This window comes from Microbulbifer maximicatervae (SeqCode) (assembly GCF_052467955.1).
The window spans coordinates 277513-303306 of record NZ_CP174329.1; the positions used below are offsets into that span (position 1 = coordinate 277513).

The window sequence follows — 25794 nt, forward strand, 5'->3', positions numbered from 1 at the left end:
ATGCGTTCGCTACTCCCCGGAAATCAAATTGTCACAGGCTGCCCCCAGGCAGTCAGGGATCTTTTATTTCCAAAAAACTGTGCCACCCGATGTTGAAGGAAGGATTCGAAAGATGAGAGGAGTGATGCGTGCCACCCTGTTGTTTGCCGCAAGTATCTTTGCCATTTCGGCAAGTGCCGGCTCGGATTGCAGTGGAGAGCATACCGCTGAAGCCGAGGCGACTGATGAAATACACTCACAGCAGTCTGAGGTAGAAGGCCATGAATTAATACTCAGGCAAGCTATCCGTGAAAGAGAGAATGATTTGCTGGAGAGACAAAAACAGCAGCTGGAGAAACTGCAAAAACAAGCGGAAAGAGATGCTGCCCGAGTAGAGAAACTACAGCAAATAACCAATCGTTCCTAGAAGCCACCCTACCAGATCCCGCCCCCTCCCTGGGTAGGCGGGATACTTGGTGCCCTCAAGGAGCCTCTGATTTATCCTTGTTGCGGTCGGGAACCTGACTCAAGCAAGTGCGGGCTTGAGACAAGAGGGACTCTATCAATTCCTTGTAATCAGCATTTTCACTCAACTGATCTCCCAGCAGATCCAAAGCGGCGTAACGCAGCCCCAAGTTTTCTGCCAACTGTTGATCTCGTTCATTAGCCGGCATATCTCCAAATAGACAGCCGTCGCCAATCTGTGACAAATCCAGCATTGCCTTGGCACCATAGCCCCCGCCACTGCCATCGCCCAGAGCGTGGGTTTTCACTCCTGCGGAACCAAAAAAGTGACCATAGGCATCGTGCGTAACAACGATGGGAACTTCGCGATATCCGTACAAGGCCCGATCGAGAACTTTCTGCAAGTTGGCCATCGAACTGGAAAACTGCCGTGCACGCCCCATAAACAGCTCCGCCTGCTGTGGCTGTAATTGCGCCAGGCGCTCAGCGATCTGCGCCGCAGCTATTGCCGCATTGCGGGGGCGCAACCAGAGGTGGGGGTCGGTAGCACTGGCTCCCTCATATTCAAGGGTCTCTATATCCAGAAGCTGCATTTGCCGGCCCGCTGGTAACAGCGCTGCCTGTTTTGCCAATACCCCCTCCATTTGCGGTCCCAACCACACCAATAGTAAGGCGCGCTCAAGTGCAGCCCGATCGGAAACCGAAGGGGCATAATGGTGAGGATCTGCTCCCTCAACTAGCACCCGAACAGGAATATCCTCACCGGTTATTTCCCGGGCGATCAGGGCTAAAGGGCGCACGCTGACGACCAGCTCTCCACCACTGTCGGATTCCGGTTTGCTACAAGCCGGGAGAAAGAGCCCGAATAGAAGCACCGTGGAGATTGTAAAAAGACGTTTGAAGGGATACATCAGAGACATTAGGCGGCGAAAAATTGCGATATAATCACAACCAGCGCCAAGCTGCCAGCCTGGTTGTCCATATCCGGTAAAGAAGGTATGGAAGCAAACATCTTAAAGACTTCCCTGCGGAGATTGAATTCTGAATCCACCCCAGCCGCTTATCACAGCTGACAATATCGCCCTTCAGGTGGGCGGCAGACAGTTACTTAAAGATATTACAGTCGAATTGTCCCAGGGGGAGATTGTCACCTTAATAGGCCCTAATGGAGCCGGCAAAACCACTCTCCTTCGCCTTCTGCTGGGGCTCAGCCAGCCGACCCAGGGCCGCGTGTGGCGACAAACTGGGTTGCGTATTGGCTATATGCCCCAGCGGCTTCATATCGATAGCTCAATGCCCATGTCAGTTGAACGCTTCTTGCAACTTGGCCAACCGGCCATGAAACCCGAGCAAGCGCAGTCGGCATTGGAAAGAGTCGGAGCAGGACAGCTTAGAGGCGCATCTCTGGCAAATCTATCCGGTGGAGAAATGCAGCGGGTCTTACTCGCCCGTGCCGCATCGCGCAAACCTCAGCTGCTTGTCCTGGATGAACCCACGCAGGGAGTCGATATCGGTGGTCAAAGTGAGTTGTACCAGTTAATTGCCACTCTGCGCGACGAGCTCGGCTGCGGTGTGTTACTGGTTTCCCACGACCTTCATTTAGTTATGGCTGCAACCGACCGGGTCCTTTGTTTGAACCAGCATATCTGCTGTCACGGACATCCGGAGCAAGTAAGTCGCCACCCTGCCTATCTGGAATTATTTGGGGACAAGGTCGCCCCCTATACCCACCAACATAACCACCAACATAAATTAAGTGGAGATATTGCGCCCGCAAGCAGCTGCAATCATCAACACACTCACACAAATACAAAAAACAAAGAGCAAAAATAAGTGGTCGATTTCGGCGAATTACTGCATAGCCAATTTCTCTGGTACGCCCTCGCCGCCGGCCTTATGGTCGCTGTTGTCAGCGGTCCTTTGGGCTGCTTCGCCGTGTGGAGACGCATGGCCTATTTCGGCGACACCCTGGCTCACTCAGCCCTTCTTGGAGTGACGCTGGGTTTTGTACTTCAAATTATGCCAACGGTGGCCGTCGGTATTACTTGCTGTGTACTGGCACTGCTGTTGATGTATTTACAGCAACGCCAAAAGCTCGCTGTAGATACCCTGCTGGGCATATTGTCCCACTCCATGCTGGCACTGGGGATTGTCACCGTCAGTTTCTTCAAGATTAAGGTGGATCTCTTATCTCTGTTGCTGGGAGATTTACTCGCGGTCAGTGGCCAGGATCTGGTACTAATGGCCATTGCCGCCGCCACGATCCTGGGACTGCTTTATTTCCTGTGGGAACAGTTACTGGCTTTCACCCTGCACGAGGAATTGGCTTCAGTGGAAGGTGTCCCTATCGAGCGATTACGGATCGCTCTGATGTTGATGCTGGCAATACTGATTGCGATCGCAATGAAAGTTGTCGGGGTTCTGTTAATTACCGCCCTACTGATTATTCCCGCAGCTACCGCGCGAAAACTGTCGCACACTCCAGAGCGTATGGCGGTATTGGCCTCATTGCTGGGATGCTTAGCGGTAGTACTCGGCCTTCTTGCCTCTATCCTGTGGAATACACCGGCGGGCCCCTCCATTGTTCTGGCCGCAGCACTGTTTTTCCTCACTTCACAACTGCGAGCCAGCTAAAGGTGGCTCGCAGGTTAATCTCATCCTAATTTCTTATTTTATTTCGTTATTTGTCGCAAATTGTCGCTTAAATCTACCTATTGGTGAGATGCCCGTCACCGTTTATCGCAATAAGCTGATGGTTAGCCGCTAGCTAATTGTGTCAGTTTTCCGTCGTTGCTAGTGTTGCCCGACGACCAGCCCTATTAGGCCGGTCACCAATAATGACAAAAAAATGGACTCACAACGATATGGAAAAGTTCTCTCTTCGTCGCAAGGTATTAACTACAGCCATAGTGGCGGCAACCGCTGCCACTAGCCCACAAACACTCTTTGCCGCCGAGGATCAGGCGATGGAAGAAGTTGCAGTTGTGGGTTCCCGTATTAGTCGAAACGCTGAATTTGAAACAGCTACCCCGATCCAGGTAATGGATCGCGACGCCATTGAAAAGTCCGGCTATACCAATCTGCAACAGCTTTTTGAAAAAAACCCCGCCGCAGGTAATGGCACCTTCTCAACCCGGGGTAACAACCAGGACTCTACCGCAAACGGAGCTGCCGCTGTAAGCCTGCGCGGTATGGGTGCTGACGCCACTCTAGTACTGGTAAATGGTCGCCGGGTGGCTATCAGCGCATTTGCCGAGAGCATTACTACCAACTTTGTGGATATCAACAGTGTGCCCCTCGCGGCGATTGAGCGGGTCGAAGTCCTAAAGGATGGTGCCTCCGCAATTTACGGTTCCGATGCCGTTGCCGGTGTGGTCAATCTGGTGTTACGTAGAGACTTTGAAGGTACTGAGGTATCCGTAGATTACGGTGGTGCCGATGGCTATGACGAGCAATCCATGTCCGCCGTCTGGGGTATCAATGGGGATGACTCAAACCTGACTGTTATTTTTGACCACCATAAAAACAGCCGCCTATCCAGCACCGAACGCAGTGGTTTGGATACTGCTAACCAATCCAGCCGTGGCGGTATGGACTTCCGCTCCTCCAGGGGCTATCCCGGTAGCTTTAATGTGGGCGGTACCTTTGTTTCCGACCCCAACTGTCCCGAAGAGCGCGATACCGGTGAAGTCTGTGTCTATGATTACGGCCCCTGGACTTTGATCACACCCGAAGCCGAGCGCACTGGCCTATTAATGCTTGGCCATACCCAGTTGGCCGAAGGCTTGGAGTTCTTTAGCGAGGTCGCTGTTCAGCACAATACCTCCGTAGCCCAGGGTGCACCCACCCCCCTCGATGGCGACGCGGGTCTCTATGTATTGGCAGATCATCCCAATAACCCATTCGGCGAAGATGTTGATATTTACCGCTATCGTACCGTGGATGCAGGCGCCCGCCAGTGGGATATCGAAACCGATAACTTGCGCGGTGTCTTCGGCCTGCGCGGCTCTGTCGCCGACTGGGACTGGGAGGCTTCTGTTCAGCGCTCCCGCAGTGAAACAACCCAGACCGGTGACCGCTCCCAAGGCTGGGTGCGTACGGACCTGTTACAGGAGCAGATTAATGCCGGTAACTACAATCCGTTTGGCGGGGTTCAGAACCCGGACTCAGTGATTGATGCCATCACCACCAGCCTGGTCCGACAAGGCAAGTCTGACCTGACCAGCTATAACTTCTCAGTCAATGGAGATTTAGTCGATACCGCCAGTGGCACCATCGCAATGGCCGCAGGCCTGGAATATCGGGAGGAAAAGGCTTCCGATATCCCTGATGACCAGTTCCAGCGCGGTTTGATCTTCGGTACTGAGTCCGTATCCGCCAGCGCCAGCCGGGATATCTCCTCCGCTTATGTAGAGGTAGCTATTCCCCTCCCCGCCAGGTTCGATCTGACTGTGGCCGCCCGCTACGATGATTACAGCGACTTTGGCAGCACCACCAATCCCATGGCAAATCTGCTGTGGACAGTAACCGACCAGCTATCCTTCCGAACCTCTTGGGGTACCGGCTTCCGCGCGCCTTCACTGGCACAGGTCGGCTTAGGCCCGTCACAAGAATCCTTATTCTTCGCTGATACCTATGGCTGTGAAGTTAACGATGCCTACTGTGCAAAGACCGACTACACCATTGTCTTCTCCGGCAACCCGGATCTGGATGCAGAAGAGTCAGAATCCTTTAACATCGGCGCTGTTTACGAGCCCATAGAAGACCTGCGACTGTCTCTGGATTATTGGAATATCACCCAGGAAGGTAAGATTGACGAGGTCCCCTTCGGCTATATCTACAGTCTCTATTGCTGGGATCAAGACAGCACTGTGTGCCGCCGCGATACACCAGTTGACGGCCAAACCCTTGGCGCTCTGCAATCTATCGACAGCAGCTTCACCAATATTGGTGAACAGGACGTATCGGGCGTTGACCTAAGTATTGTCTACAGCGGATTTGAGCTAGTGGGCGGAGAGCTTGGCCTGCGCCTGGATTACTCTTACCTGGCAGAATTTGAGCGTGTTGAACTGAACTCCAGCGGCGACGCATTTATCACTCGCGACCTGGCCGGTGAATACGAGTATCCACAACACCGTTGGAACGCTACCGCTGACTGGACCTTTGACACCTTCGGATTTAGTGCCGGGCTCAGCTACATTGGTGAATTCGAGGATACTCCGGATATCGATTTCGACGGGACACTCGACTATGACAGCAATAACTCCCGCACCGTAGACTCTTTCCTGACCATGAATATGCAGGCCCGTTATACCGGCTTCGAGAATATGGTGTTGAGCCTGGGTGCGGATAATGTCTTCGATGAAGAACCGCCCTTCGCTATCGGGGATGGCGACGGAGACCTTTATGGTTATGTACAGTCACAACACGATCCCCGTGGTCGCTTTATCTACGGCAAGATGACTTATAGCTTCTAATCACTATAAGTAGATCAGCACATAAAAAAGGGGAAGCTTACCGCTTCCCCTTTTCAATTTTCGCCGCTTTGCTTTTTCAGCCGCTATTTATTTGTTCTCTATATTCTGTCTAGCCTTCTTTGCAGCAGCCTCTAGGGAAATTCTCTGTTTAGCCATTTCCAGTCCCGCTTTACGAAACTCATGGATACCCAGCATAATACCGATCAATTCAAACAGTGAGACTGCTATCCCAATAAAAAGTAAGTAAGACTCTGGCACAGTTAGTTCCTGCGGGCCAATAGAGCCGTCACTTTGAAATAGATACCCAAAGTGAGCACGGTTGGAACCCAAAGGGCGGTAAATATGCCCTGCTCCTTATAGCCGCTAAACCATAAACCAGCGGATAATACCAGTGAAACTAAAACTGCCAACAAGATAAAGAAATCTGACGCCTTCAACACCTAGCAAGCCCTCTAATCTTCATCGAACTCCCAAAATCCTATTGCAGCCATCAGTAATCCAAGCACGGTGAGGGCCGCAGGAATTCGCAATCCCAATACGCCAAAAATATCTAACATTGAGGGAATAAAGGGAATAAAACCCAAAATTCCCCACATAAAGAATACACCGGCAATCGACAATCCAGTCCAACCCACCGTCAATCGTACTTTCTTAGATCGAAAATAACCGGCCAAAAGCATTTTCTGCATTAATAATACAAAACAAACGGGCTTTGCCCGTTTGAACATTATTGACAGAATAGTGCAGCCTCAGCTGGTTAGAGGAGTGTGAGTCTCATCCTTTATTGCGCTTGGCGTAATCTTCATTAGCTTGCCAAACTCTAACTAAATTTCCGCCTAGAATTTTTTTAATGTCCTGCTTGCTATACCCACGCTTTAGCAGACCTTCAACCAAATTAGGATATTGAGAGACGTCTTTTAAGCCGACTGGCAAGCTATCTCCGACACCGTCAAAATCCGATCCAATGCCTATATGATCCACTCCCACTAAATCACGAATATGGTCGAAATGATCAAGAACATCTTCCAAATCTGCATAAATGAACTTCTCAGCTGAAAGCTTATCGGAGTACTCCTCAACTTCCTTACTATCTTTGGGTAAACCCTTTTCTTTAACAAATTTCTCAACCTGATCAGTTATTTCACGATATGAATTCAGTGAATCACCACTAATAAAAGTAGAGCCAAAATTCACCATGATGATACCGCCGTTGTCAGCCAACGCCTTTATCATTTCATCATTCATATTTCGTTCAAATCCCGGCGTAAAATGCCTTGCCGAAGAGTGTGAAGCGATAACAGGAACAGCGGATAAATCAACAACTTGCCAAAAAGCTGCATCTGATACGTGGGAAATATCGATCATTACTCCCATCCGATTCATCTCTCGTACCAAGCGCTTTCCGAATGCACTCAAGCCTTCCCAGGGCCTGTTTTTATCATACGAGGAATCAGAGATATGATTGCTCTTTGAGTGGGCTAAGGTAATGTACTTCACCCCTCTATCAGAGAAATACTTTAAATTGGCAAGATCTCCCTCAATAGGAGCCCCGTTCTCTATACCCAAAGGTAAGGAAATTAAGCCGGCATCGACTTGCTTTTGTAGATCATTTATTGACTTAGGTATTGCAAACTTATCCGGGTGCTGTTTGACCATTGCCTCCACTTTATCAATCAAAGTATCTGCATACGATTTGGCAACACCCTCGTCCTCCTTTTCTGCAGGGACATAAATAGACATAAAGGGGGCATTTAGTCCACCAGCTTTAGCTCGAGGGTAATCAAAGTCTCCCTTATCCGTACTAAGTCCAACATCTTCTTCAGCTTGTTCGAGACGATAGGGAACATCTACATGTCCATCAACAATCAAATACTCTTGAACCAGCTCTTGAGCTAGATCTTTACCTTCACCTGCAAATACAGGGTTGCAAGTTAGTGCACATAATGTCCCAACTAAAAAATAATTTTTCAAATGACAATCTCCCTATTTGTATGAATATATCTAGAAAATTTACTGTAGATAGTGCTCATCTAGAATCACATTTCTTAAATACATTACTTTGATTTGTTAATCTACAAAGATTAAATCGTTGTCTTTCTTATAACTGCAGATTGGCTGAATCTTAGGGGTAACAATAAAACAATGATCCAAAGCAGATGATATATGGCCTAACCGGGTAACGGGTAAGGTAACAAGAGCATATGCAAAAGATTTACCCCCCAATGCGTCATTACGCATATCCAAAAATTCTGTCGCAATGTCCAAATCAATGCATAACAGATTGAGGCAACTATCAATAATAGAACTGCGGAGATATCTGTTGACCACCCTCCATGTAGAAGCACAAACACCGTAGCTACAACTGGTACGGATAACCAGCGCCAGCGCCCTAATAGTTCTTCGGTACCCCGCTGTAATATCCACCGGAAGAACCCCTCTTCAGAAATGCAAACAATTACCAAGTTTATCATTACCGCAACCGCGATAGTGCCAGTAAATTTTATCGAAGGCGTATACAGGAGTAGACCCAATGCAACGGGAGTAAATATAGCCAATAAAAGATAGGGTAAGTCCGTAACACGGAAAGTCTGCTTCATGCGCAACATAAAAGCCAATAAGGCAATAGCAATAACTGCTTTACCGCTGTTTATGCTGGCATAGATAAGATTACCACTTGCATCTGTATAGGGTGGCAATACCTGGATATGTTCACTACCGGGAAGCAAATTTAACCCCGATACCAGCATTAAAACTGCTACAGAAAGAAAAGACAACGCTCTCGGCCAACTGCTAGTAGACTCTATTGCTCGCAGGAAAATCCAGATTAAAGGGGCTATAAGCCCACTCCAGCCAAAAGGAATTATACAAAGTGATAGCAAGATAGGTGCAGCCCAAGGACTCACCATACCAGATGGTGTCTGATCTCCTCTTCTCCTTAAAGTAGCAACTTCATTTTGCATCGATTAGCCCAGAATTAATATCTAATTTGATAACAATAGCTCATGCGATTCCTTCACTATCCATTAAAGGTCGCTCGTATTGAACGATAGGTCAACTTCATTTTCGCAGGATCTAGAGGTGCCTTAAAAAAGGCGTGATAATGTCCTCTAGGATTAATTAATACAACTTGAGATCCATGATCGATAGTATAACCGCCCTCAGCAAGAGAAACTTTATTAAAAGGTACATTTAGCTGAGTGGCAAATTTCTTCAGCTTAAAAAAATCACCGGTAATACCACGAAATTCAGAATTAAAATAACGGACATATTGGCCCAACTGTTCCGGCTTGTCCCTACTTGGGTCAACCGAGACGAGTACTACGTCTGTAGATGCTCTGGTACTTTCGTCTAAAGTTTTATAAAAATTATTAAGTGTAGATAGAGTTGTTGGACAGATATCTGGACAGTGGGTAAACCCAAAAAATACCAGAGTCCACTTACCTTGAAAGTCTTTAGTATAGAAATCTCTACTGTCATCAGACAATAATTGTATATCTTCTATGATTCTTGGTCTCTGCAATTTTACAGTGCCATTAATTCTAAGTTCCTCATCAGTAATAATACGAGGCTGTCCGAGCTTATGTATAAATCCAGCAAGCACAGCAAGAATTAATACTAGAAGAACAATAACGGTAATTCTAATTCCACGTTTCTGTTTATCGATGGCAGAATATTGATTTTCCACTTTTCCCTCACACCTCGATTAAATAATGATCTAATAGCATGATAAAAAATAGTGCCATTAAATAAATTATTGAATATTTGAAAGTCTCCATGCCAGCATTGGGATCTTTTCCAATGAGCATTACAAGGCTCCAATAAACAAAACCAAATCCAAGTACGACAGCTCCCAGCAAATATAACCACCCAAACATCGCGGTGGCAAAGGGCAATAGGCTAACGGCCAGTAAAATAAAGGTATACAAAACTATATTTAGGTTTGTATAGGGTATTCCATGTGTAACCGGCAACATAGGAACATCAGCTTTTGCATACTCTTCTTTTCTATGTACGGCAAGGGCCCAAAAGTGTGGAGGAGTCCAAGCAAAAATAATCAATACTAACAACAATGCATGCCCATGCACTTCCCCAGTAACCGCAGTCCATCCCAGTAGGGGCGGAGCGGCTCCTGCAAGCCCGCCAATAACAATGTTTTGTGGTGTGGCGCGTTTCAGGAACATGGTGTAAATCACCGCATATCCGAGAAGAGATATTAAGGTTAGCCAAGCGGTAAGGGCATTTACAAAAACCAACAGGATAAACATTCCTGTCACACCCAAGATAAGAGCAAAAGCAACCGCTTTAACTGGCTCAACCCGTCCTTTCGCAATCGGGCGATTACTGGTACGAGCCATTTTTGTATCAATATGACGATCAACTAAATGATTTACTGCCGCGGCACTACCCGCACAAAATGCAATTCCCAAATTACCAAATACTAAAATATCTAGCGGCACCATTCCTGGAACAGCTAAAAACATTCCAATAACAGAAGTTAACAGCATAAGCATAACTACTCGAGGCTTAGTAAGCTCATAGTAGTCCCGCCATTGAATTTGATGTATTCCCGTGGAGTTTATGGCCATATTCGCACCTATTTTTATATTTATATACGCTTAGTATCTAATTAAGATTGGATACGGTAGTTAAACCTTCTCCCCGCTCTATTACTTCCACATCGACTACCTCTTGTTTATTTATAATGACGGCATTCATTGTGTATATTCGATAACAAAAAGTTAGCAAACTAAGAAGTAGAAGAGCTGCACCAGCATTGTGTGCCACAGCAATCCCTAATGGTAGAGACATAACAACATTTGCTATTCCCAAGCTGACTTGAAGAAGTAGTACCCCGGTAAGCCATAATGACCAACCTCTCAATCCATATCTCCAAGCTAAAACTGAAAGAATAAGTACAATTGCTGTTGTAATCAGTGCTCCAATACGATGGGCAAGATGTATGGCTGTACGTGCATCATTCTCTAATGCACCACCTAAATAATTTGGGCCAATTTGTTGAAAAATATTAAAGCCTTCTACAAAGTTTGCCTGTGGCCACCATTGGTTATGACAAGTTGGAAAATCTGGACAGGCTAAAGCTGCGTAATTAGAGCTGGTCCAACCGCCGAGTCCAATCTGTAGAATTACTATTGCAACTGCAGTCAGAGCAAGTAGCCGTAATCGCCTTATTCCCGGTAAATACCTCCCATGTAATTGTCTAGGTTTATCAGCCAACCTTTCACAGAGAATCCACAACATAGATAATGTTGCCATTCCACCTAATAGATGAGCAGTAACTACCTGCGGCCAAAGCTTCAAGGTTACCGTCCACATCCCAAAAGCAGCTTGCAGTATAATAATAATTAAAAGAATATGTGTTTGCTTAAAGGTTGGAGCTTGCCGATCTCTCCAAGCAAGATAAGTGAGTGATACAACGAATAAAAGTAAAGTTCCTGCAAAGTATCGATGAACCATTTCCGGCCAAGTTTTACTGACATCTACCGGAGAGTCCGGAAAAATCATATTGGCCGTTTTAATTTCTTTTATATCGTTCGGCCAGGTGAGATGACCATAACAACCAGGCCAGTCTGGACAGCCCAAACCAGCATCCACCAGTCTAGTAAATGCACCTAGAACAACAACTACGACAGCTAGTATACAGGCCGACCAGGTAATGATATGTCGCCAATTCTTAGGGGTTTCTTGTTTAGACACTACTGAAAATCTCCGAATACTAATCTTATTGCTCGTAGGAGTACTTCAATAATCTTTTTATATCTTTAAGTAATTGATTTCCGCTATGCTGCCGATCATAGGCCATCATTGCATAACCCTCCTGATCAACCAGCAATGCCTTGGTTGAAGTCACACCGTCATGATCAGTTTTCTGTACCAACTGCTTAAAGTTTTCATCATCCAAATTCACTATTTTTAGTTTCGGATGCTCAGTTTGTATTTGTTCTTGTCGTTTTTCATCCAAACTATCACCAACCACCAGTAGCCTCTCAACCCTATGAGCTTTTTCCCCCAGCCGAATATGAACCTGCCTACTTATATACAAGAGATCTTCACAATCTTTACCACAATCACTGTCACTTAATATTAGATAGCGCCATTTTGATTCTCCCTCTTGTGCCAGTGATTGCTGTTGTCCTTGAAAGGTGATTTTTATTTCAGTGATATCAAATGGGGGCTGCAATAATTCACCTTGATTAATCGTCTCTTTAGGCATGCCTAAGCCCGTATAGTAAACGACATAGGCAGCTGTAATTGGGAGTACGACGGATGCTAGCACTGAGAGTCCTTGAATGATTTTATTCGCTGGCTTCCTTTTGCTCAGATTTCTTTCAGGTGAAACTGGCTGACTATTTGATTTCATTTTAAAACTCCTTTTTCAAACTTCTACTCAATCTACGACGTAATCTAAAAATAATATTTGTGGCTGAATAAGCCCATAAAAGCCAGACAGCTATTGCCATCGTGAACCACTGGAAAGCATACGCTTGATGTTTTTCAGGGCCACTATTGAAAAAATTCCAATCAGTAATTAAAGCTGCACCTGAATCCGCAAACAAACGGATCGACCATCTATTGTTAACTAAGCCTATAGTCTCAATGAAATTTGAATTTATTTGTTGAATTCTATTATTAAAAACCGGGTCTAGACTAACACTCGAGGAGGATTCAGTATCGATGGGGTATAAGTAGCCCTGAAGTGATTTCACATCAAGTGAAGCTGTTATTTCAGGTAAGCTATCTCGGTCGCCAGTAGAGGGAATCCAACCTCTATTGACAAGCCAATCAGTACTTTCTGTTGAAAATACTTGTAGTACTTCATAGCCAACACGACCGTTTCTGGTTCTGTTATCCAGAAAATATATTTCCTTCTGAAAAACTCCCGCTAAAGTTACAGACGCATACTCTTGATAAGAACTTAGATTTGAGATTTCCTGCGGTTGCAGAGAGAGCCTACTCTCCACCTTTTGCATAAGTTCGACTTTCTGCTTTGCTCTATCAAGCTGCCACAATCCTAAAAAGATAAAAAGGATGAATGCACCCAGAGAAAATATCGTGATGGGCCAATTGCGAATCAGTGGTAAACTGATATCTTTCGCAGAAGCTGATGGAATATCTACTATCATGCGCAACTACATAAATAATGGAAAATAATAAAATGTGGCTAAAGATTGTTATTGTTGTCCTATTCCTTTCCGTACTTGCCAGTCTTTCAAGTGCACTTTTTTTTCTACTTAGAGATATGGGAACACCTCAATCCAAGCGCACACTCTACGCATTAGGTATTAGAATACTCCTAGCGTCACTCTTACTTCTTGCCATTTGGTACGGCTTTGAAAGTGGCATTTTGGCAAAAACGGCACCTTGGGCTGATAAATATTAAGAAAACAAAGGCTTTCTATTAATACGATAGAAAGCCTTGCCCACATTAAGCACCTAGAACATATACAAATATAAACAGCCCGACCCAAACTACATCGACAAAATGCCAATACCAACTTGCTGCTTCAAAGCCAAAGTGATCATCAGGTCTAAAATGATTGGCTATCACAGACCTTAACAACATGATCAACAACATAATTGTACCGAGTGTGACATGGGCACCATGAAATCCGGTCAGCATAAAGAATGTTGTACCATAGATTCCTGACTCAAGTGTTAACCCCAAGTGTTGATAGGCTTCGTAGTATTCTTTACCTTGTAGGAAAATAAACGCCCCACCCAATGCCACAGTGATTGCCAGTAATATATTGAAATTTTTCCTTTGATTCTTTTTCAGGAAAACATGTGCGAAGTGCACAGTTACACTGGAGGTGAGAAGTATGATGGTGTTCCATAGTGGCAAGTGCCATGGGTCTATCACATCTTTAGGCCCCATAAATTTTGCCGTTTCTCCGTTTGCTGCGGCGTCAGGAGTCACATATAGGGGCCAGCTACTTTCGAATCCCTCCCAAAGCATATTGGAAATTCCACGATCACCTTCACCACCTAACCAGGGAACTGTAAAATTGCGTATGTAATAAAGTGCTCCAAAGAATGCAGCAAAAAACATCACCTCAGAAAATATAAACCAGCCCATCCCCCAAACATATGATCTCTTTAACTGTTCACTGTTGAGCCCTGCCATATTCTCCTTGATTACGGCAGCAAACCAAAACCACAAAACTGCGGCCATCGCTAACGCACCGGTGAAGAAAATATAAGAGCTTCCTCCATTAATCCAATTTGCTGCGCCGAACGCTATTAGGAATAGACCTATCGTCGCAAAAATTGGCAGCCTGGATTGTTCGGGCACGTAATAACTGCTTTCACTAGCCATAATTTTTATCCCTCTCGCTCGGGGTCGATATCATTCTTATCGGTTTTATTGGCAAACCTTTCCGTTACATCAAACAACGTATAGGAAAGCGTTACAGTATTAACACTTGCGGGAAGATCTGGATCCACAATAAAACGTAGTGGTAATTCTGCAGTCTCTCCCGCTTTTAATTCTTGCTGGTTGAAGCAAAAACACTCTGTTTTATGAAAGTACTCAGCAGCTTTGAAAGGAACCATACTGGGAATTGCCTGACCAACCATATCCCTAGATGTCTTATTTTCTGCAATAAAAACAGTATCTTTAATTTCTCCAGGGTGTACTTTCAAAGACATTACACTCGGGCGAAATTCCCATGGCATATTTTCATTATTGTTTGCCACAAATTGCACTGTGACCAGCCTATTTTTATCAACCGCAGCTGGCACAGCTTCATAACGACCACCGGTTTTACCATTGAGTCCTGTGATTTCACAGAAGACATCGTAAATAGGCGGCATAATGAAAATTGCAAATACCAGCATGCTGGTCGCCACGGCCAGCAGCTTGAAAGTTACCTTTGCATTTGCTCCAACTTTCATAGGTCAACGTACAACCGGTGGCGTACTAAACGTGTGATATGGGGCCGGGGAAGCAACCGTCCATTCCAGTCCCTCAGGATCATCCCAAACCTGATCAGATGCCTTTTTTCCGCCCATTACAGTTCGTACCACATTAAACAAAAATACTATTTGTGCAGCACCAAACAGGAAGGCACCGATACTGGATATTTGATTGAAATCCGCAAATTGTAGTGCGTAATCAGGTATCCGACGTGGCATACCGGCCAGGCCAACAAAGTGCATTGGGAAGAAAGTTACATTGAGACCAATAAATGCCAGCCAGAAATGTACCTTGCCCATAACTTCGCTATACATATGGCCAGTCCATTTGGGCAACCAATAGTAAACACCAGCAGTAATTGAGAAGATTGCTCCAGGAACCAGTACATAGTGGAAATGGGCAACCACAAAGTACGTATCGTGATATTGGAAGTCTGCAGGCGCAATCGCTAGCATCAGACCAGAGAATCCACCGATGGCGAAAAGAATGATGAATGCAATTGCAAAAAGCATCGGGGTTTCAAATGTCATGGATCCCCGGAACATGGTGGATACCCAGTTAAAGATCTTCACTCCTGTAGGTACAGCGATCAGCATTGTGGCGTACATAAAGAACAGCTCACCAGCAATCGGCATTCCCACGGTAAACATATGGTGCGCCCATACGATAAAGCTCAGGAATGCAATTGCTGCGGTGGCATATACCATGGAGCTGTATCCAAAAAGAGGCTTACGAGCGAAAGTAGGAATAATCGCAGAGATAATGCCAAAGGCCGGCAAAATCATAATGTAGACTTCCGGGTGTCCAAAGAACCAGAACACATGCTGGAATAAAACCGGATCACCGCCACCGGCCGCACTGAAGAAACTTGTGCCAAAATGAATGTCCATCAACATCATGGTCACTACTCCGGCTAACACTGGCATTACAGCAATCAAAAGGTAAGCAGTGATCAGCCAGGTCCATACAAACAACGGCATTTTCATCAAGGTCATACCAGGAGCACGCATATTCAAAATGGTAGCGATAATGTTGATCGCACCCATGATGGACGAGGCACCCATAATATGAATGGCAAAAATGAAGAAGGTTACGCTGGGTGGCGCATATTCCGTTGAAAGTGGCGCATAAAATGTCCAGCCGAAATTAGGCGCTCCCCCTTCCATAAATAAGGTCGATGCCAACATTGCGAAAGCAAAGGGCAAAATCCAAAAACTCCAGTTATTCATTCTTGGCAGTGCCATATCTGGCGCACCAATCATCATTGGTATCATCCAGTTAGCCAACCCCACAAAAGCCGGCATAACTGCACCAAATACCATGATCAGACCATGCATAGTGGTCATTTGATTGAAAAATTCCGGCTGTACAATTTGCAAACCGGGCTCGAATAATTCAGCGCGTATAACCAATGCCATACATCCGCCGAGCAGGAACATCGCAAAACTAAACCACAAATACATAGAGCCTATATCTTTGTGGTTGGTCGTATAGAGCCAACGCTTTATACCGGGCTGAGGACCATGTGCCATTCTTAAATTCCTCCGGGCGCTTACTGCTTATTCTTAAAGTTGAGGATATCTACGGGTTGGACGGTATCACCCATCTCATTGCCGAAAGCGTTTCGCTGGTAAGTAATTACCGCAGCCAGGTCCACTTCTGATAGCTGTTCACCAAAAGCCTGCATTGCGGGGTTTACCGCGGAACCGTCGATAACGATGTCTAAGTGGCCATTGAGGGGACCGGTAGCAATTTTTGATCCAGCAATCGGCGGGAATACTCCGGGTACTCCCTGCCCGTTCGGCTGGTGGCAGGCGGCACATGTGCGTGTATAGACTTTTTCACCCTGAGCAAAAAGCTCTTCGAAGGTAAATGTCTTCGCTGTAAGTTCACGCATTTTTATGGCTTCTGCTGCACGAGAACTCAGCCAGGCATCGTATTCCGCCTGTGGCACTGCCTTCACAACAATAGGCATAAAGCCATGGTCTTTTCCGCACAATTCAGCACACTGCCCGCGATATATTCCCGGCTCCTCAATACGCGTCCAGGCATCATTGATAAAACCGGGGATTGCATCTTTTTTAACGGCTAGATCTGGGACCCACCACGCATGTATCACATCATTGGCAGTAATCAGGAAGCGGATTTTTTTCTTGACAGGAACAACCAGGGGCTCATCGACTTCTAGGAGGTAGTTAGCACCCTTAGGCTGGAGGTTATCAATTTGAGCTTTGGGAGTGGACAAGCTGGAAAAGAATGAAACATCAGTGCCACGATATTCATATTTCCACTTCCACTGATACCCGGTGATTACGATATTGAGATCTTCTTCCTCAGTATCGTAAATATCATAGAGCGTTTTGGTGGCCGGAATCGCCATCAGAATCAGGATGACGGTGGGAATAATAGTCCACACCAGCTCCACAACCGTGCTCTCATGAAATTGGGCCGCTTGGTATCCCTTACTTTTGCGGTGCCGCCACATGCTGTAGAACATGATGCTGAACACCAATGCCCCTATAGCCACACAAATCCAAAAGATCAGCATGTGTAGCTCGTAGGTGGTCTGGGCGACTTCTGTCACCCCCTGGGGCATATTAACCCCCCAGCGCTCAACGTCCTGCTCATTCGCTAACACCGCTTGTGCAGATAGCGAAGTAGCCAGCAAGGCGAACAGCCGATCAAAGCCTTTCAACATCGCCTACAGATCTCCGTGGTTGCGGGTCTCTCAGAGAAACCCGTAATTTTTATTTTGGCCACTGGCCTTCACGGATAAGCGAATTTTACCTGTATCAACTGCCTAACAGGATTAATTCCACACAAAATTTGTGGACATACTGTAGTAACACAAGACTACATACACTGGGCGAGGAGACCACCTCGCGTTACTGCCGTCAGTGCAACTTGTTATTCTTAGTAAAAGATTTTTTACTCCAGATGTCGTCGTCCGGAAAGGTACAACCAACAACCAGTTTCTTTATTTGTCGCAACTACTGCAGGTACAAAAGGAACACATCGACAAGAAAAAGTCAATCGGGATCATTTTTGAATAACGTTGTCGCTTTGTGAAAAAATTCGGTGATTAACAAATAAATTTAACCACTTTGATAGGATACTTTTCCACAAGTAGAAAAAAAGTCGCTCCAAATAGAGACATGGCAATTTATTTGGTGAAAGATGACAACTAATCAAGCATTAATAATGCTGCCACGAGAAGTATAAATCCTCGGGTTCAAGTGCCCCTGATTGCTTTTACACAGATTGACAACGATTTTTAATCTCTAATACTAAATTCTGACTGCTTCACACAACCAAGACAGATTAGTTTCAATAAGCTTGAGGATTGTCAGGCAGATCAATACAGAATCCTGTACTATCTACACTCAATAAAAATGATTTTTCCGCCAAATATTTCGTTTCGATTTTGTAAGCGTTATGAAATGAATTGCTAATAGCAGTATTGGGAGACCGATTTAGGAAAAGTAACTTATCAGCTCTGTACTGACACCATTGGTAGAATCCACCTGCACAGCTTTTCTTTTTCCGATTTCGGCTAGAAGCCAATCTATCCGTTAGTTGTTATGACTTATGCCTTCTTCTACAAAACTTGAATCCCAACCTATGTCTCGCGTCTGGAATCTGGCTTGGCCAATGATACTGAGTAATATTTCAGTGCCCTTACTCGGGATAGTAGATACCGCAATTCTTGGTCACCTCCCATCTGCAGAGTATCTATCCGGTGTAGCTATCGGGGCTAGCGTAATGTCGATGCTTTTATGGGCATTTGGGTTTCTGCGCATGGGTACTACCGGACTGGTGGCTCGGAGTACAGATCTTGGGATTCAATGGTTAGTACGTGCACTAGTATTAGCCATGGGGCTGGGAATCACTCTGTTTATTGTTGCCTCTCCTTTAATCTACTATATCGTTGAGTGGATGAATGCCAGTCAGGAAGCACAACCCCACGCACTGGCCTACCTACAAATACGTCTGTTATCTGCCCCCCTGGCTCTGGCAAACTTTGCCATTCTGGGTTTTTTTATTGGTCGACAAGATAGCCGTGCGCCTCTATATATACTTTTCGCTGCCAATCTACTGAACATAGCCCTCGATTTCCTATTTATTCTTGGCCTGGGCCTAGGGGCAAAAGGTGCAGCAGCGGCAACGGTACTCGCCGATATTTTTGCATTTCTACTGGGTCTATATCTTCTTACCAGGGTTCATGTTGATATCTGGGCCTATATACGCAAAGAAATTGGGCAGAAGAAACTTCTCCCCTGGATCGATTCATCCCCATGGATTAATCTTTTAAAGATAAATACAGACTTATTTATAAGAACCTGTTTGCTCTTGCTAACACTCACTTTTTTTACTGCACAAGGGGCAGCCCAAGGTGATAATGTACTTGCTGCAAATGCTATTCTTATACAGTTATTAATGATGACTTCCTATGCCCTGGATGGTTTTGCTCATGCTACCGAGGCCTTGGTTGGGGAATCCATGGCAAAGAGATCAACGGCTCTATTCAGAAATACCGTTCGCAGTGCAGGTTTGTGGGCCCTGGGAAGCGCTGTCCTGATTACGTTGGTACTAGTTTCAGGGAAACCCTTGATTCTATCCTTATTTACAGATATCAAACCAGTAATCCACCAAGCGGAACAGGTATATTGGTGGCTCTGTGCACTACCTTTATTAGCGGTTTGGAGCTATCAGCTCGATGGTGTTTTTATCGGTGCTGGGAAAAGTCGCGATATGCGTAATACTATGTTTATAGCCTCAGTACTGGTTTTCTTTCCCGCCTGGTGGTTTACAAGGGATTGGGGGAATGCAGGCATATGGTTCAGCTTGTTTTTGTGGATCGGAGCACGATCTTTAGGACTCATAGTATATTTTCAATACTACACTGTAACCAATTCCTGGATACGTAAATTACAGTAAAACTGTGGCAGGATATTTAGAGTTATTTTTTAATGTATAAATAACAGAATATGACAAATTTTGCGATTGAGAAATTAACTATTTCAGTCAGGATTACTCACTATCAAAATAGTAAATCTCTTATGATGCTACAAACACATTTAAAGCTATAATCTCAGGTTGGTAAATAATGAGCGGGCAAAGCAACAAATAATAAAACCCGCTCATATTTTTAATAGCTTGAAGACTGTACCTGTTTTTGCACTAGAATTTGCTTAAAATTTCCATAAAACGCTCCCTCCCCCTGTATAACAGCGCCATATAGGTCTTCAACCCTCTGCTTTAATTCTTGGCTATAAAAATATAGGCTGCCGTTTCGGACACTATAGGACTTTGGATTCTCAGCCATGGTTTTGTAAAAAAGGGATACTCTTTCCAGATAGGTATCTGCCTGCTTTTTGGAAAAATTACCTTGTTGGTAATTATCTAAAACCTGCGAACTGATTTTTTGAAGAGTTAATTCGCGCTCTTTATCTGAAAAACGAAAGGCTTTTAATTGCGTATTGATATCTCGCTTTAGGTCTTTCATATAGCGAGCTGCAGCTTCTGCTGATTCATATAGTGCGTGAATAGTCTTTTCCCGCTTCCGCAGAGCACCGCGATCTTTCAAGGTATATATATTGGAGATTTCCTTTTCGGAGAAATCGCCTAGGGGGCGAAAAATAGTGACATGTTGCAAATTGCTATTCCTTGTGAGCTTGTCACAAATCTTTATTGCATGTCTCCACTTTTCAAAAGATTCTCCTTTAAGGATTTGATCAGGTAAAGCTTTTACAGCTACTCCCAACCTATTTTCCTCTTCAATGTAAAAATCTGGATGGGCTTTCCAGTCATTTGCTTGTAAACGGAATAACGTAAGTATCCCCTGATTCACACAGCTCGCCAATAGGTAGGCAACTTGTTCTCTCTGCTGCTCTGTTTTTTTTCGATGGCGATCAAGGCCATAGAGACCTATGATCGCAACCGCAATAAAAACCACCAGTATAAAAAATATTTTTTTCACTTTTTACGGCTACTTGTGGGTTGGATAAGTTTCACTGGCTCCTCGTGAATATCTTTCTCTGTATCTTGGTTAACACGAGTAGACAGTTCTGTTGGCGCTGACTGCAATCGAATTTCATCCTTAAACCCACAGGCAACACATTCCCTATAATTTTTCCCATCCTTGTGATAGTTAATAATTTTATCCATTTCGCTACAGCGGGGGCACACAGCCCCTGCAATAAAGCGTTTTTTTACGATCTTACCAGACTCAGCCGAATCTTCTTTCTTCATCATGACTACTACTCAATATTTCATGATTGACTTATCCGTTACACAGGACTGATATTCAGCTCTTGCTGCTCGATACCAGAGTGACGCAATAGGGCATCAATTTGCGGCTCTCGTCCACGGAATTGAACAAACAGCTCCAGCGCATCACGGCTACCACCCTGTTCCAAAATACTGTGCAGAAATTTATTTCCCGTCTCTCTATTAAAGATACCATCTCCCTCAAATAGAGAAAAAGCATCTGCCGAAAGCACTTCTGCCCATTTATAGCTGTAATATCCTGCGGCATAACCACCAGCAAAAATATGGCTAAAAGCATTTTGGAAGCGGTTTTCTGCGGCGATAGGCACAACAGCAACCTCTGCTCGTACCTGATCCAGTAAAACCTGAACTTTATCGGCGGTCAATGCCTCTTCGCTGGCATGGAGGCGAAAATCAAAAAGTGCGAACTCCAACTGGCGTACTGTAAACATGGCAGACTGGAAATTTTTCGCTGCCAGCATTTTATTCAGTAAAGCTTCGGGAAGGGCCTCTCCAGTTTCGAAATGTGCAGAAATTATGGAAATAGCCTGGGGTTGCCAACACCAATTTTCCAGAAATTGGCTGGGCATTTCCACCGCATCCCAAGCAACACCATTAATACCAGAAACTGCTGCCACATCAATCTGTGTCAGCATATGGTGGAGGCCATGGCCGAATTCATGGAATAAAGTGGTTACTTCCGTGTGGGTTAAAAGTGAGGGGATATCACCTGCAGCCGGACTGAAATTACATACTAGATAAGCAATAGGCAACTGGAGTCCGTTGAGCGTGTGGCGACGACTACTTACTGTATCCATCCAGGCCCCGCCACGCTTTTTCTCACGCGCGAACGCATCCAAATAGAAACCAGCTATCTTTTCGCCATCTCTCAGCAGCCAAAAGAACTGCACGTCGGCATGCCAAGTAGCAACGCTGGTATCTTCTTCAACTGTGATTCCGAATAATTTATCCACCACAGTAAAGAGGCCGTCAACGACTTTGGCGTAAGGGAAATAGGGCCTCAATTCCTCTTGGCTGATGGCGTATCGCTGCTGTTTGAGCTTTTCTGCGGCCCAGGCCACATCCCATGGTTGCAACTCTTCAATACTGAGTTGGTCTGCAGCAAACGCTTTCAGCTCAGCCATTTCTCGTTGGGCAGCTGGCCTGGCTCGTTCTGCCAGATCCTGTAGAAATTCCAAAACCCGCTCTGTATTTGGAGCCATTTTGCTGGCCAATGACAACTCCGCATAGCTGTTCATTCCCAGTAAACTGGCCTGTTCAGCGCGCAATGCGAGAATTGCCTCCATCACTTCGGAGTTATCGTATTCACCTGCCTGGGGACCAACTTCGGATGCGCGACTAACAAAAGCCAAATGGACATCCCGACGCAGAGATCTATTTTCAGCGTGGGTCATAACAGCGAGAAAGCTGGGCCCCTCTAAGGTAATCAGCCACCCATCGAGGCCTTTTGCCTCAGCTGCATTCCGTGCAGCGGCAAGAGCAGTTTGAGGAAGCCCCTGAAGCTGAGCTTCATCATTTGTATGCCAGGTCCAGGCATTGGTTGCATCGAGGACATTGTTGGCAAATTGGCTGGATAACTCCGCCAAACGCTGACTGTTAACGGCAAACTTTTCACGGGCCTCTCCTTCAAGGCCTACACCACCAAGTTCAAAGTCTCTGACTCCCAGCTCCAAAGACTTCTTGCGTGCCTGTGGCCAGTTTACAAACTCGGGCGACTGCATTAATTGGAGGTACAGGTCGTAAAGTTCACGATTTTGCCCCTGCTTTGTCCAGTAAGCCGTCACTTTGGCTAAAGCGGCCTCATAGGGCGCCCGCCAGGGGCCACTTAGAACGCTATTCAGGTGACTGACTGGGGAGAAGGCTCGATTTAGCTGGTCTTCCGCCTGCTCCAGAGGCACCAGCGTATTATCCCAGCTGGGGGTCTCCAATCCCTGTTGAAGGGTTTGCTCACACGTTTTAATCAGTTCGGCGATGGCGGGTTCCACCTGCTCGGGCTCGAGATTATCAAAAGGCGGCAGCAGCGGGATATTCAACAGTGGATTGGACATATAAGACTCTGTGCTCGAATTAGGATAAAGCTATGATAGAGGATTCATTGTACAGGAGCTTATTTATGTCCCCACTGCGCAGCCACGATGATTCCCACGGCGAGAAGTTTCCAGAACTTGGCGACAGCGTATATATCGATCCGCAATCCGCAGTCATTGGTGACGTTACCCTGGGGGATGATTGCTCCGTATGGCCCATGGCCGTTGTGCGCGGTGATATGCATAAGATCCGCATCGGCGCGCGAACCAGTGTACAGGATGGGGCTGTTCTCCATATCACCCATGCGGGACCATTCAACGCCGACGGTTGGCCGCTGACCATTGGCGAAGATGTCACTATCGGTCATAAAGCCTGCCTGCACGGTTGTACCATCGGCAACCGGATCTTAATTGGTATCGGATCTATTGTTCTCGACGGAGCCATTATTGAGGACGATGTCGTACTGGCAGCCGGAGCACTGGTTCCGCCCGGTAAAACCCTGGAGAGTGGTTATCTCTACGTAGGCGCCCCCTGCAAAAAGGCGCGCCCCCTGTCTGACAAGGAAAAGGCTTTCTTTAAGTATTCCGCTGAAAACTACGTGAAACTGAAAGATCAGTATCTCCTTAAGCAGCAACCATAGTCACAGCCGGCTCCCCGCTATGCTTAACCTGAATATGGACCAGCTGCATATTTTTGTGCGCTCCTGTGAAGTCGGATCTTTTTCGGCGGTTGCTCGCGAAGTGGGCCGGGCTCAGTCTTCTGTAAGCAGCTTGATTCAAAATCTTGAACTCGACCTGGGGCTGACTCTATTTAACCGCGAAGGGAAATATCCCCAACCCACCGCCGCCGCTTTGGCATTACTACCATTAGCACGTCAATCGTTGGGGCAGTTGCAGCGCTTCCAACAAGCGGCAATTTCCTTCCAGCGGGGAGAGGAGCCCCAGCTCAATATATTATTTGAAGAGCTGGTAATGCCAGATCGACTCAACGATATGCTGGTAACTTTCAGCGAGCGCTTTCCGCATACTGAGCTTCAGCTCGGCAGTGTTACTGGGGAGGAAGCAGTCCAGCAGGTGACACTGGGTGAAGCCGATTTTGCCTTTGTCACCTCAAGGGATTCCTATCCCAGCTCGCTGGATACCAGTAACCTGGGACAACAGCGGGTACTTAGCCTGGCCTGCCCGGAACATCCCCTTGCCCAGAAAAAACAATCCTCATTGAATGAAGCGGCCCAGCACCGACAGATCACCACAGCACCAGAATCCCAAAGGTACCGTTGGCAGCTCTCTGCACAGACTTGGCGGAGTGATTCTCTGCTACAGGCCCTGGATCTGGCATGTAAGGGGGTTGGGTGGGTCAATGCGCCCTACGAACTGGCCCGGCCCTTTTTAAAAAGCGGCAGGTTGGTTGAGCTCAACTTAACCGGTTCTCTCAATACCTGGAGCCTCGGTGTGGATCTGCTCTGGTCCAAGCAGACGCCACAAGGCTTAGCTGCGCAATGGTTTGCCCGAGAGGCCCGGCGACTCTACGGTAACTTTTACAGCCCACCTATCGAAATATCCGATAGAAACTAATTTTTACCTATCAGGCTTTTACATAAGACTTGGCGTTGTAGGCCGATGGTCTGTGACTCAATCCGACTTGATTAGGAGCCAAACTATGTCGAAAGAGCAATACCTCCAGGAAATGGAGGCCTTCTCCCAAAAATACCGCTATGACATGGACTACTTGCGCGAGTTTCTTCAGGGCTCTCCTGAAGGCTTTGAAAAATTTAGAAATTTTCAGCCCCTATCCATGCACAGGGAGTTTTTACCTATTGATGTTTTTTGGGTGAGTAAGATAGCGGCAATGCAAGTAGCTGATTGCGGCATGTGCCTGCAACTGAATGTGCGTATGGCCCTAGAGGCTGGTGTTGAACCCCACTTGGTGAAAGCTTGTATCCAAGGCGGCAGCGGCCTGCCTGAGAACTTGCAGGACATTTTTGATTTTGCAACAGCCGTGGCCAGCTACAAAACGATCGATCCTGTTCTCAATGAACGGATAGGTGCACAACTGGATAACCGACAGAGAATCGAGCTGGGGGTCAGCGTCGCTACCGCGTCGGTCTTCCCCACAATCAAGCGGGCTATGGGATATACCCAAAGCTGCAGCCTGGTTGAGATCGAATTTAAACAGTGATGTGGCAGGCCTTGGCAACCAAGGCCTCCTCACTATTTACCCTGTAGCCGCAGCAGTGCCGATGCACCTATGCCGCCAATGGCACAAGCTAGAACGATAACCAGGGGCGTCATTTGTCCCAGTACCAGAGCACCGTAGTCATAACCTCTCTGCGGCAGAAGATACAACAGCATCAACCCTGCCGGCACCAGGGATAAGAGGAAGCCCCTTATTAACCAGGCGTTGCGCAAAGGCAACAAAAACAGCAGCCCGAAAACTCCACCCCAAACTACGCGCTGGTACAGGTAGGCATTGCTCAGGGATGGCGCCAAATCTACCCCTAGAAACTGGGTGAAGCCATACCGCCCCATGGCCCATAGCCCCACGGCATAGCAGAGCCCACCGAAACACCCCACAGCAAAACAAATCGACAGGTTTCGCACAATATCACGCACAACGCTT

At 46.3% G+C, this 25794-nt stretch carries 27 protein-coding genes; 9 read left to right on the forward strand and 18 right to left on the reverse strand.

All coding sequences use genetic code 11. The features are described 5' to 3' along the window. Positions 1 to 112: 112 nt before the first annotated feature. Positions 113 to 406 carry a hypothetical protein gene (locus ACJJI5_RS01135; RefSeq protein ID WP_413663925.1) on the forward strand — a complete coding sequence of 98 codons (294 nt, stop codon included), beginning with the start codon at positions 113 to 115 and terminating at the stop codon, positions 404 to 406. 55 nt (positions 407 to 461) lie between these two features. Here ACJJI5_RS01135 and ACJJI5_RS01140 read toward each other — a convergent pair whose 3' ends face one another. Beyond that, complete coding sequence (locus tag ACJJI5_RS01140; RefSeq protein ID WP_445355318.1) at positions 462 to 1364, reverse strand: metal ABC transporter substrate-binding protein; 903 nt, start codon at positions 1362 to 1364, stop codon at positions 462 to 464. A 121-nt stretch (positions 1365 to 1485) separates the two neighbouring features. Here ACJJI5_RS01140 and znuC point away from each other — a divergent pair, with 121 nt between their 5' ends. The 3 genes from znuC to ACJJI5_RS01155 all read left to right on the forward strand — a co-directional run bounded on the left by znuC (position 1486) and on the right by ACJJI5_RS01155 (position 5921). Further along, entirely contained in the window at positions 1486 to 2277 is a 792-nt protein-coding gene (gene znuC / locus ACJJI5_RS01145; RefSeq protein WP_444919261.1) for a zinc ABC transporter ATP-binding protein ZnuC, read from the forward strand. Beyond that, the gene (locus ACJJI5_RS01150; protein WP_413663923.1) at positions 2278 to 3078 is read left to right on the forward strand and encodes an iron chelate uptake ABC transporter family permease subunit; all 801 of its coding nucleotides are present in this window, start codon (positions 2278 to 2280) and stop codon (positions 3076 to 3078) included. It begins immediately after the preceding gene. A gap of 203 nt (positions 3079 to 3281) precedes the next feature. After that, entirely contained in the window at positions 3282 to 5921 is a 2640-nt protein-coding gene (locus tag ACJJI5_RS01155) for a TonB-dependent receptor (protein ID WP_445355319.1), read from the forward strand. A gap of 87 nt (positions 5922 to 6008) precedes the next feature. Here ACJJI5_RS01155 and ACJJI5_RS01160 read toward each other — a convergent pair whose 3' ends face one another. The 9 genes from ACJJI5_RS01160 to ACJJI5_RS01200 form a co-directional block, all read right to left on the reverse strand. Continuing rightward, a complete protein-coding gene (locus ACJJI5_RS01160; RefSeq protein WP_413663921.1) occupies positions 6009 to 6179 on the reverse strand; it encodes a hypothetical protein in 171 nt (56 codons plus the stop codon). 194 nt (positions 6180 to 6373) lie between these two features. Next, positions 6374 to 6610, reverse strand: a complete 237-nt coding sequence (locus ACJJI5_RS01165; protein ID WP_444918679.1) for a hypothetical protein — start codon at positions 6608 to 6610, stop codon at positions 6374 to 6376. Between the two features lie 85 nt (positions 6611 to 6695). Then, a complete protein-coding gene (locus ACJJI5_RS01170) occupies positions 6696 to 7892 on the reverse strand; it encodes a dipeptidase (protein ID WP_444918678.1) in 1197 nt (398 codons plus the stop codon). A gap of 197 nt (positions 7893 to 8089) precedes the next feature. Then, on the reverse strand, positions 8090 to 8668 hold the full coding sequence (locus ACJJI5_RS01175) for a CPBP family intramembrane glutamic endopeptidase (protein ID WP_445355320.1): 579 nt from the start codon (positions 8666 to 8668) through the stop codon (positions 8090 to 8092). Positions 8669 to 8937: 269 nt separating this feature from the next. Beyond that, complete coding sequence (locus ACJJI5_RS01180) at positions 8938 to 9606, reverse strand: SCO family protein (RefSeq protein WP_413663917.1); 669 nt, start codon at positions 9604 to 9606, stop codon at positions 8938 to 8940. Positions 9607 to 9613: 7 nt separating this feature from the next. Next, the gene (cyoE, locus tag ACJJI5_RS01185; protein WP_444911858.1) at positions 9614 to 10507 is read right to left on the reverse strand and encodes a heme o synthase; all 894 of its coding nucleotides are present in this window, start codon (positions 10505 to 10507) and stop codon (positions 9614 to 9616) included. A 37-nt stretch (positions 10508 to 10544) separates the two neighbouring features. After that, positions 10545 to 11636 carry a COX15/CtaA family protein gene (locus ACJJI5_RS01190; protein ID WP_445355321.1) on the reverse strand — a complete coding sequence of 364 codons (1092 nt, stop codon included), beginning with the start codon at positions 11634 to 11636 and terminating at the stop codon, positions 10545 to 10547. Positions 11637 to 11661: 25 nt separating this feature from the next. After that, positions 11662 to 12300 (reverse strand): redox-active disulfide-containing membrane protein, encoded by a 639-nt coding sequence (locus ACJJI5_RS01195; protein WP_445355322.1) that lies wholly within the window; start codon positions 12298 to 12300, stop codon positions 11662 to 11664. Position 12301: 1 nt separating this feature from the next. Continuing rightward, positions 12302 to 13063 (reverse strand): SURF1 family protein, encoded by a 762-nt coding sequence (locus ACJJI5_RS01200; RefSeq protein WP_444926348.1) that lies wholly within the window; start codon positions 13061 to 13063, stop codon positions 12302 to 12304. Between the two features lie 32 nt (positions 13064 to 13095). Between ACJJI5_RS01200 and ACJJI5_RS01205 the strand changes: the two genes are divergently transcribed. Continuing rightward, positions 13096 to 13320 (forward strand): DUF2909 domain-containing protein, encoded by a 225-nt coding sequence (locus ACJJI5_RS01205; RefSeq protein WP_413663912.1) that lies wholly within the window; start codon positions 13096 to 13098, stop codon positions 13318 to 13320. Between the two features lie 45 nt (positions 13321 to 13365). Here the strand turns inward: ACJJI5_RS01205 and ACJJI5_RS01210 are convergent, their stop codons facing one another. Genes ACJJI5_RS01210 through coxB form a run of 4 tightly spaced genes read right to left on the reverse strand, consistent with a single transcriptional unit; the run spans position 13366 to position 17554 of the window. Next, positions 13366 to 14256, reverse strand: a complete 891-nt coding sequence (locus ACJJI5_RS01210; protein WP_282930522.1) for a cytochrome c oxidase subunit 3 — start codon at positions 14254 to 14256, stop codon at positions 13366 to 13368. A 5-nt stretch (positions 14257 to 14261) separates the two neighbouring features. Then, positions 14262 to 14834 carry a cytochrome c oxidase assembly protein gene (locus ACJJI5_RS01215; protein WP_445355323.1) on the reverse strand — a complete coding sequence of 191 codons (573 nt, stop codon included), beginning with the start codon at positions 14832 to 14834 and terminating at the stop codon, positions 14262 to 14264. A gap of 3 nt (positions 14835 to 14837) precedes the next feature. Continuing rightward, on the reverse strand, positions 14838 to 16388 hold the full coding sequence (ctaD, locus tag ACJJI5_RS01220; protein WP_282930524.1) for a cytochrome c oxidase subunit I: 1551 nt from the start codon (positions 16386 to 16388) through the stop codon (positions 14838 to 14840). 20 nt (positions 16389 to 16408) lie between these two features. After that, positions 16409 to 17554 (reverse strand): cytochrome c oxidase subunit II, encoded by a 1146-nt coding sequence (coxB, locus tag ACJJI5_RS01225; RefSeq protein ID WP_445355324.1) that lies wholly within the window; start codon positions 17552 to 17554, stop codon positions 16409 to 16411. A 953-nt stretch (positions 17555 to 18507) separates the two neighbouring features. Here coxB and ACJJI5_RS01230 point away from each other — a divergent pair. Continuing rightward, positions 18508 to 19794 carry an MATE family efflux transporter gene (locus ACJJI5_RS01230; protein ID WP_444892458.1) on the forward strand — a complete coding sequence of 429 codons (1287 nt, stop codon included), beginning with the start codon at positions 18508 to 18510 and terminating at the stop codon, positions 19792 to 19794. Positions 19795 to 20005: 211 nt separating this feature from the next. Here ACJJI5_RS01230 and ACJJI5_RS01235 read toward each other — a convergent pair whose 3' ends face one another. The 3 genes from ACJJI5_RS01235 to ACJJI5_RS01245 are packed head-to-tail and all read right to left on the reverse strand — an operon-like array spanning position 20006 to position 23195. Further along, entirely contained in the window at positions 20006 to 20836 is an 831-nt protein-coding gene (locus tag ACJJI5_RS01235; protein ID WP_444892457.1) for a hypothetical protein, read from the reverse strand. After that, the gene (locus tag ACJJI5_RS01240) at positions 20833 to 21111 is read right to left on the reverse strand and encodes a YheV family putative zinc ribbon protein (protein WP_282930528.1); all 279 of its coding nucleotides are present in this window, start codon (positions 21109 to 21111) and stop codon (positions 20833 to 20835) included. Before ACJJI5_RS01240 ends, ACJJI5_RS01235 begins: the two co-directional genes overlap by 4 nt. Before the next feature lie 35 nt (positions 21112 to 21146). Continuing rightward, on the reverse strand, positions 21147 to 23195 hold the full coding sequence (locus ACJJI5_RS01245; RefSeq protein WP_445355325.1) for a M3 family metallopeptidase: 2049 nt from the start codon (positions 23193 to 23195) through the stop codon (positions 21147 to 21149). Positions 23196 to 23260: 65 nt separating this feature from the next. Here ACJJI5_RS01245 and ACJJI5_RS01250 point away from each other — a divergent pair, with 65 nt between their 5' ends. From ACJJI5_RS01250 to ACJJI5_RS01260, 3 genes are all read left to right on the forward strand, one after another. Continuing rightward, positions 23261 to 23815: a gamma carbonic anhydrase family protein gene (locus ACJJI5_RS01250; protein ID WP_444892455.1), complete on the forward strand. Its 555-nt coding sequence runs from the start codon at positions 23261 to 23263 to the stop codon at positions 23813 to 23815. A gap of 19 nt (positions 23816 to 23834) precedes the next feature. Continuing rightward, positions 23835 to 24749: a LysR family transcriptional regulator gene (locus ACJJI5_RS01255; protein ID WP_444915095.1), complete on the forward strand. Its 915-nt coding sequence runs from the start codon at positions 23835 to 23837 to the stop codon at positions 24747 to 24749. Positions 24750 to 24834: 85 nt separating this feature from the next. Then, positions 24835 to 25353 carry a carboxymuconolactone decarboxylase family protein gene (locus ACJJI5_RS01260; RefSeq protein ID WP_444915096.1) on the forward strand — a complete coding sequence of 173 codons (519 nt, stop codon included), beginning with the start codon at positions 24835 to 24837 and terminating at the stop codon, positions 25351 to 25353. A 32-nt stretch (positions 25354 to 25385) separates the two neighbouring features. Here ACJJI5_RS01260 and ACJJI5_RS01265 read toward each other — a convergent pair whose 3' ends face one another. Continuing rightward, positions 25386 to 25787 carry a hypothetical protein gene (locus tag ACJJI5_RS01265; protein WP_282930533.1) on the reverse strand — a complete coding sequence of 134 codons (402 nt, stop codon included), beginning with the start codon at positions 25785 to 25787 and terminating at the stop codon, positions 25386 to 25388. Between the last annotated feature and the right edge of the window lie 7 nt (positions 25788 to 25794).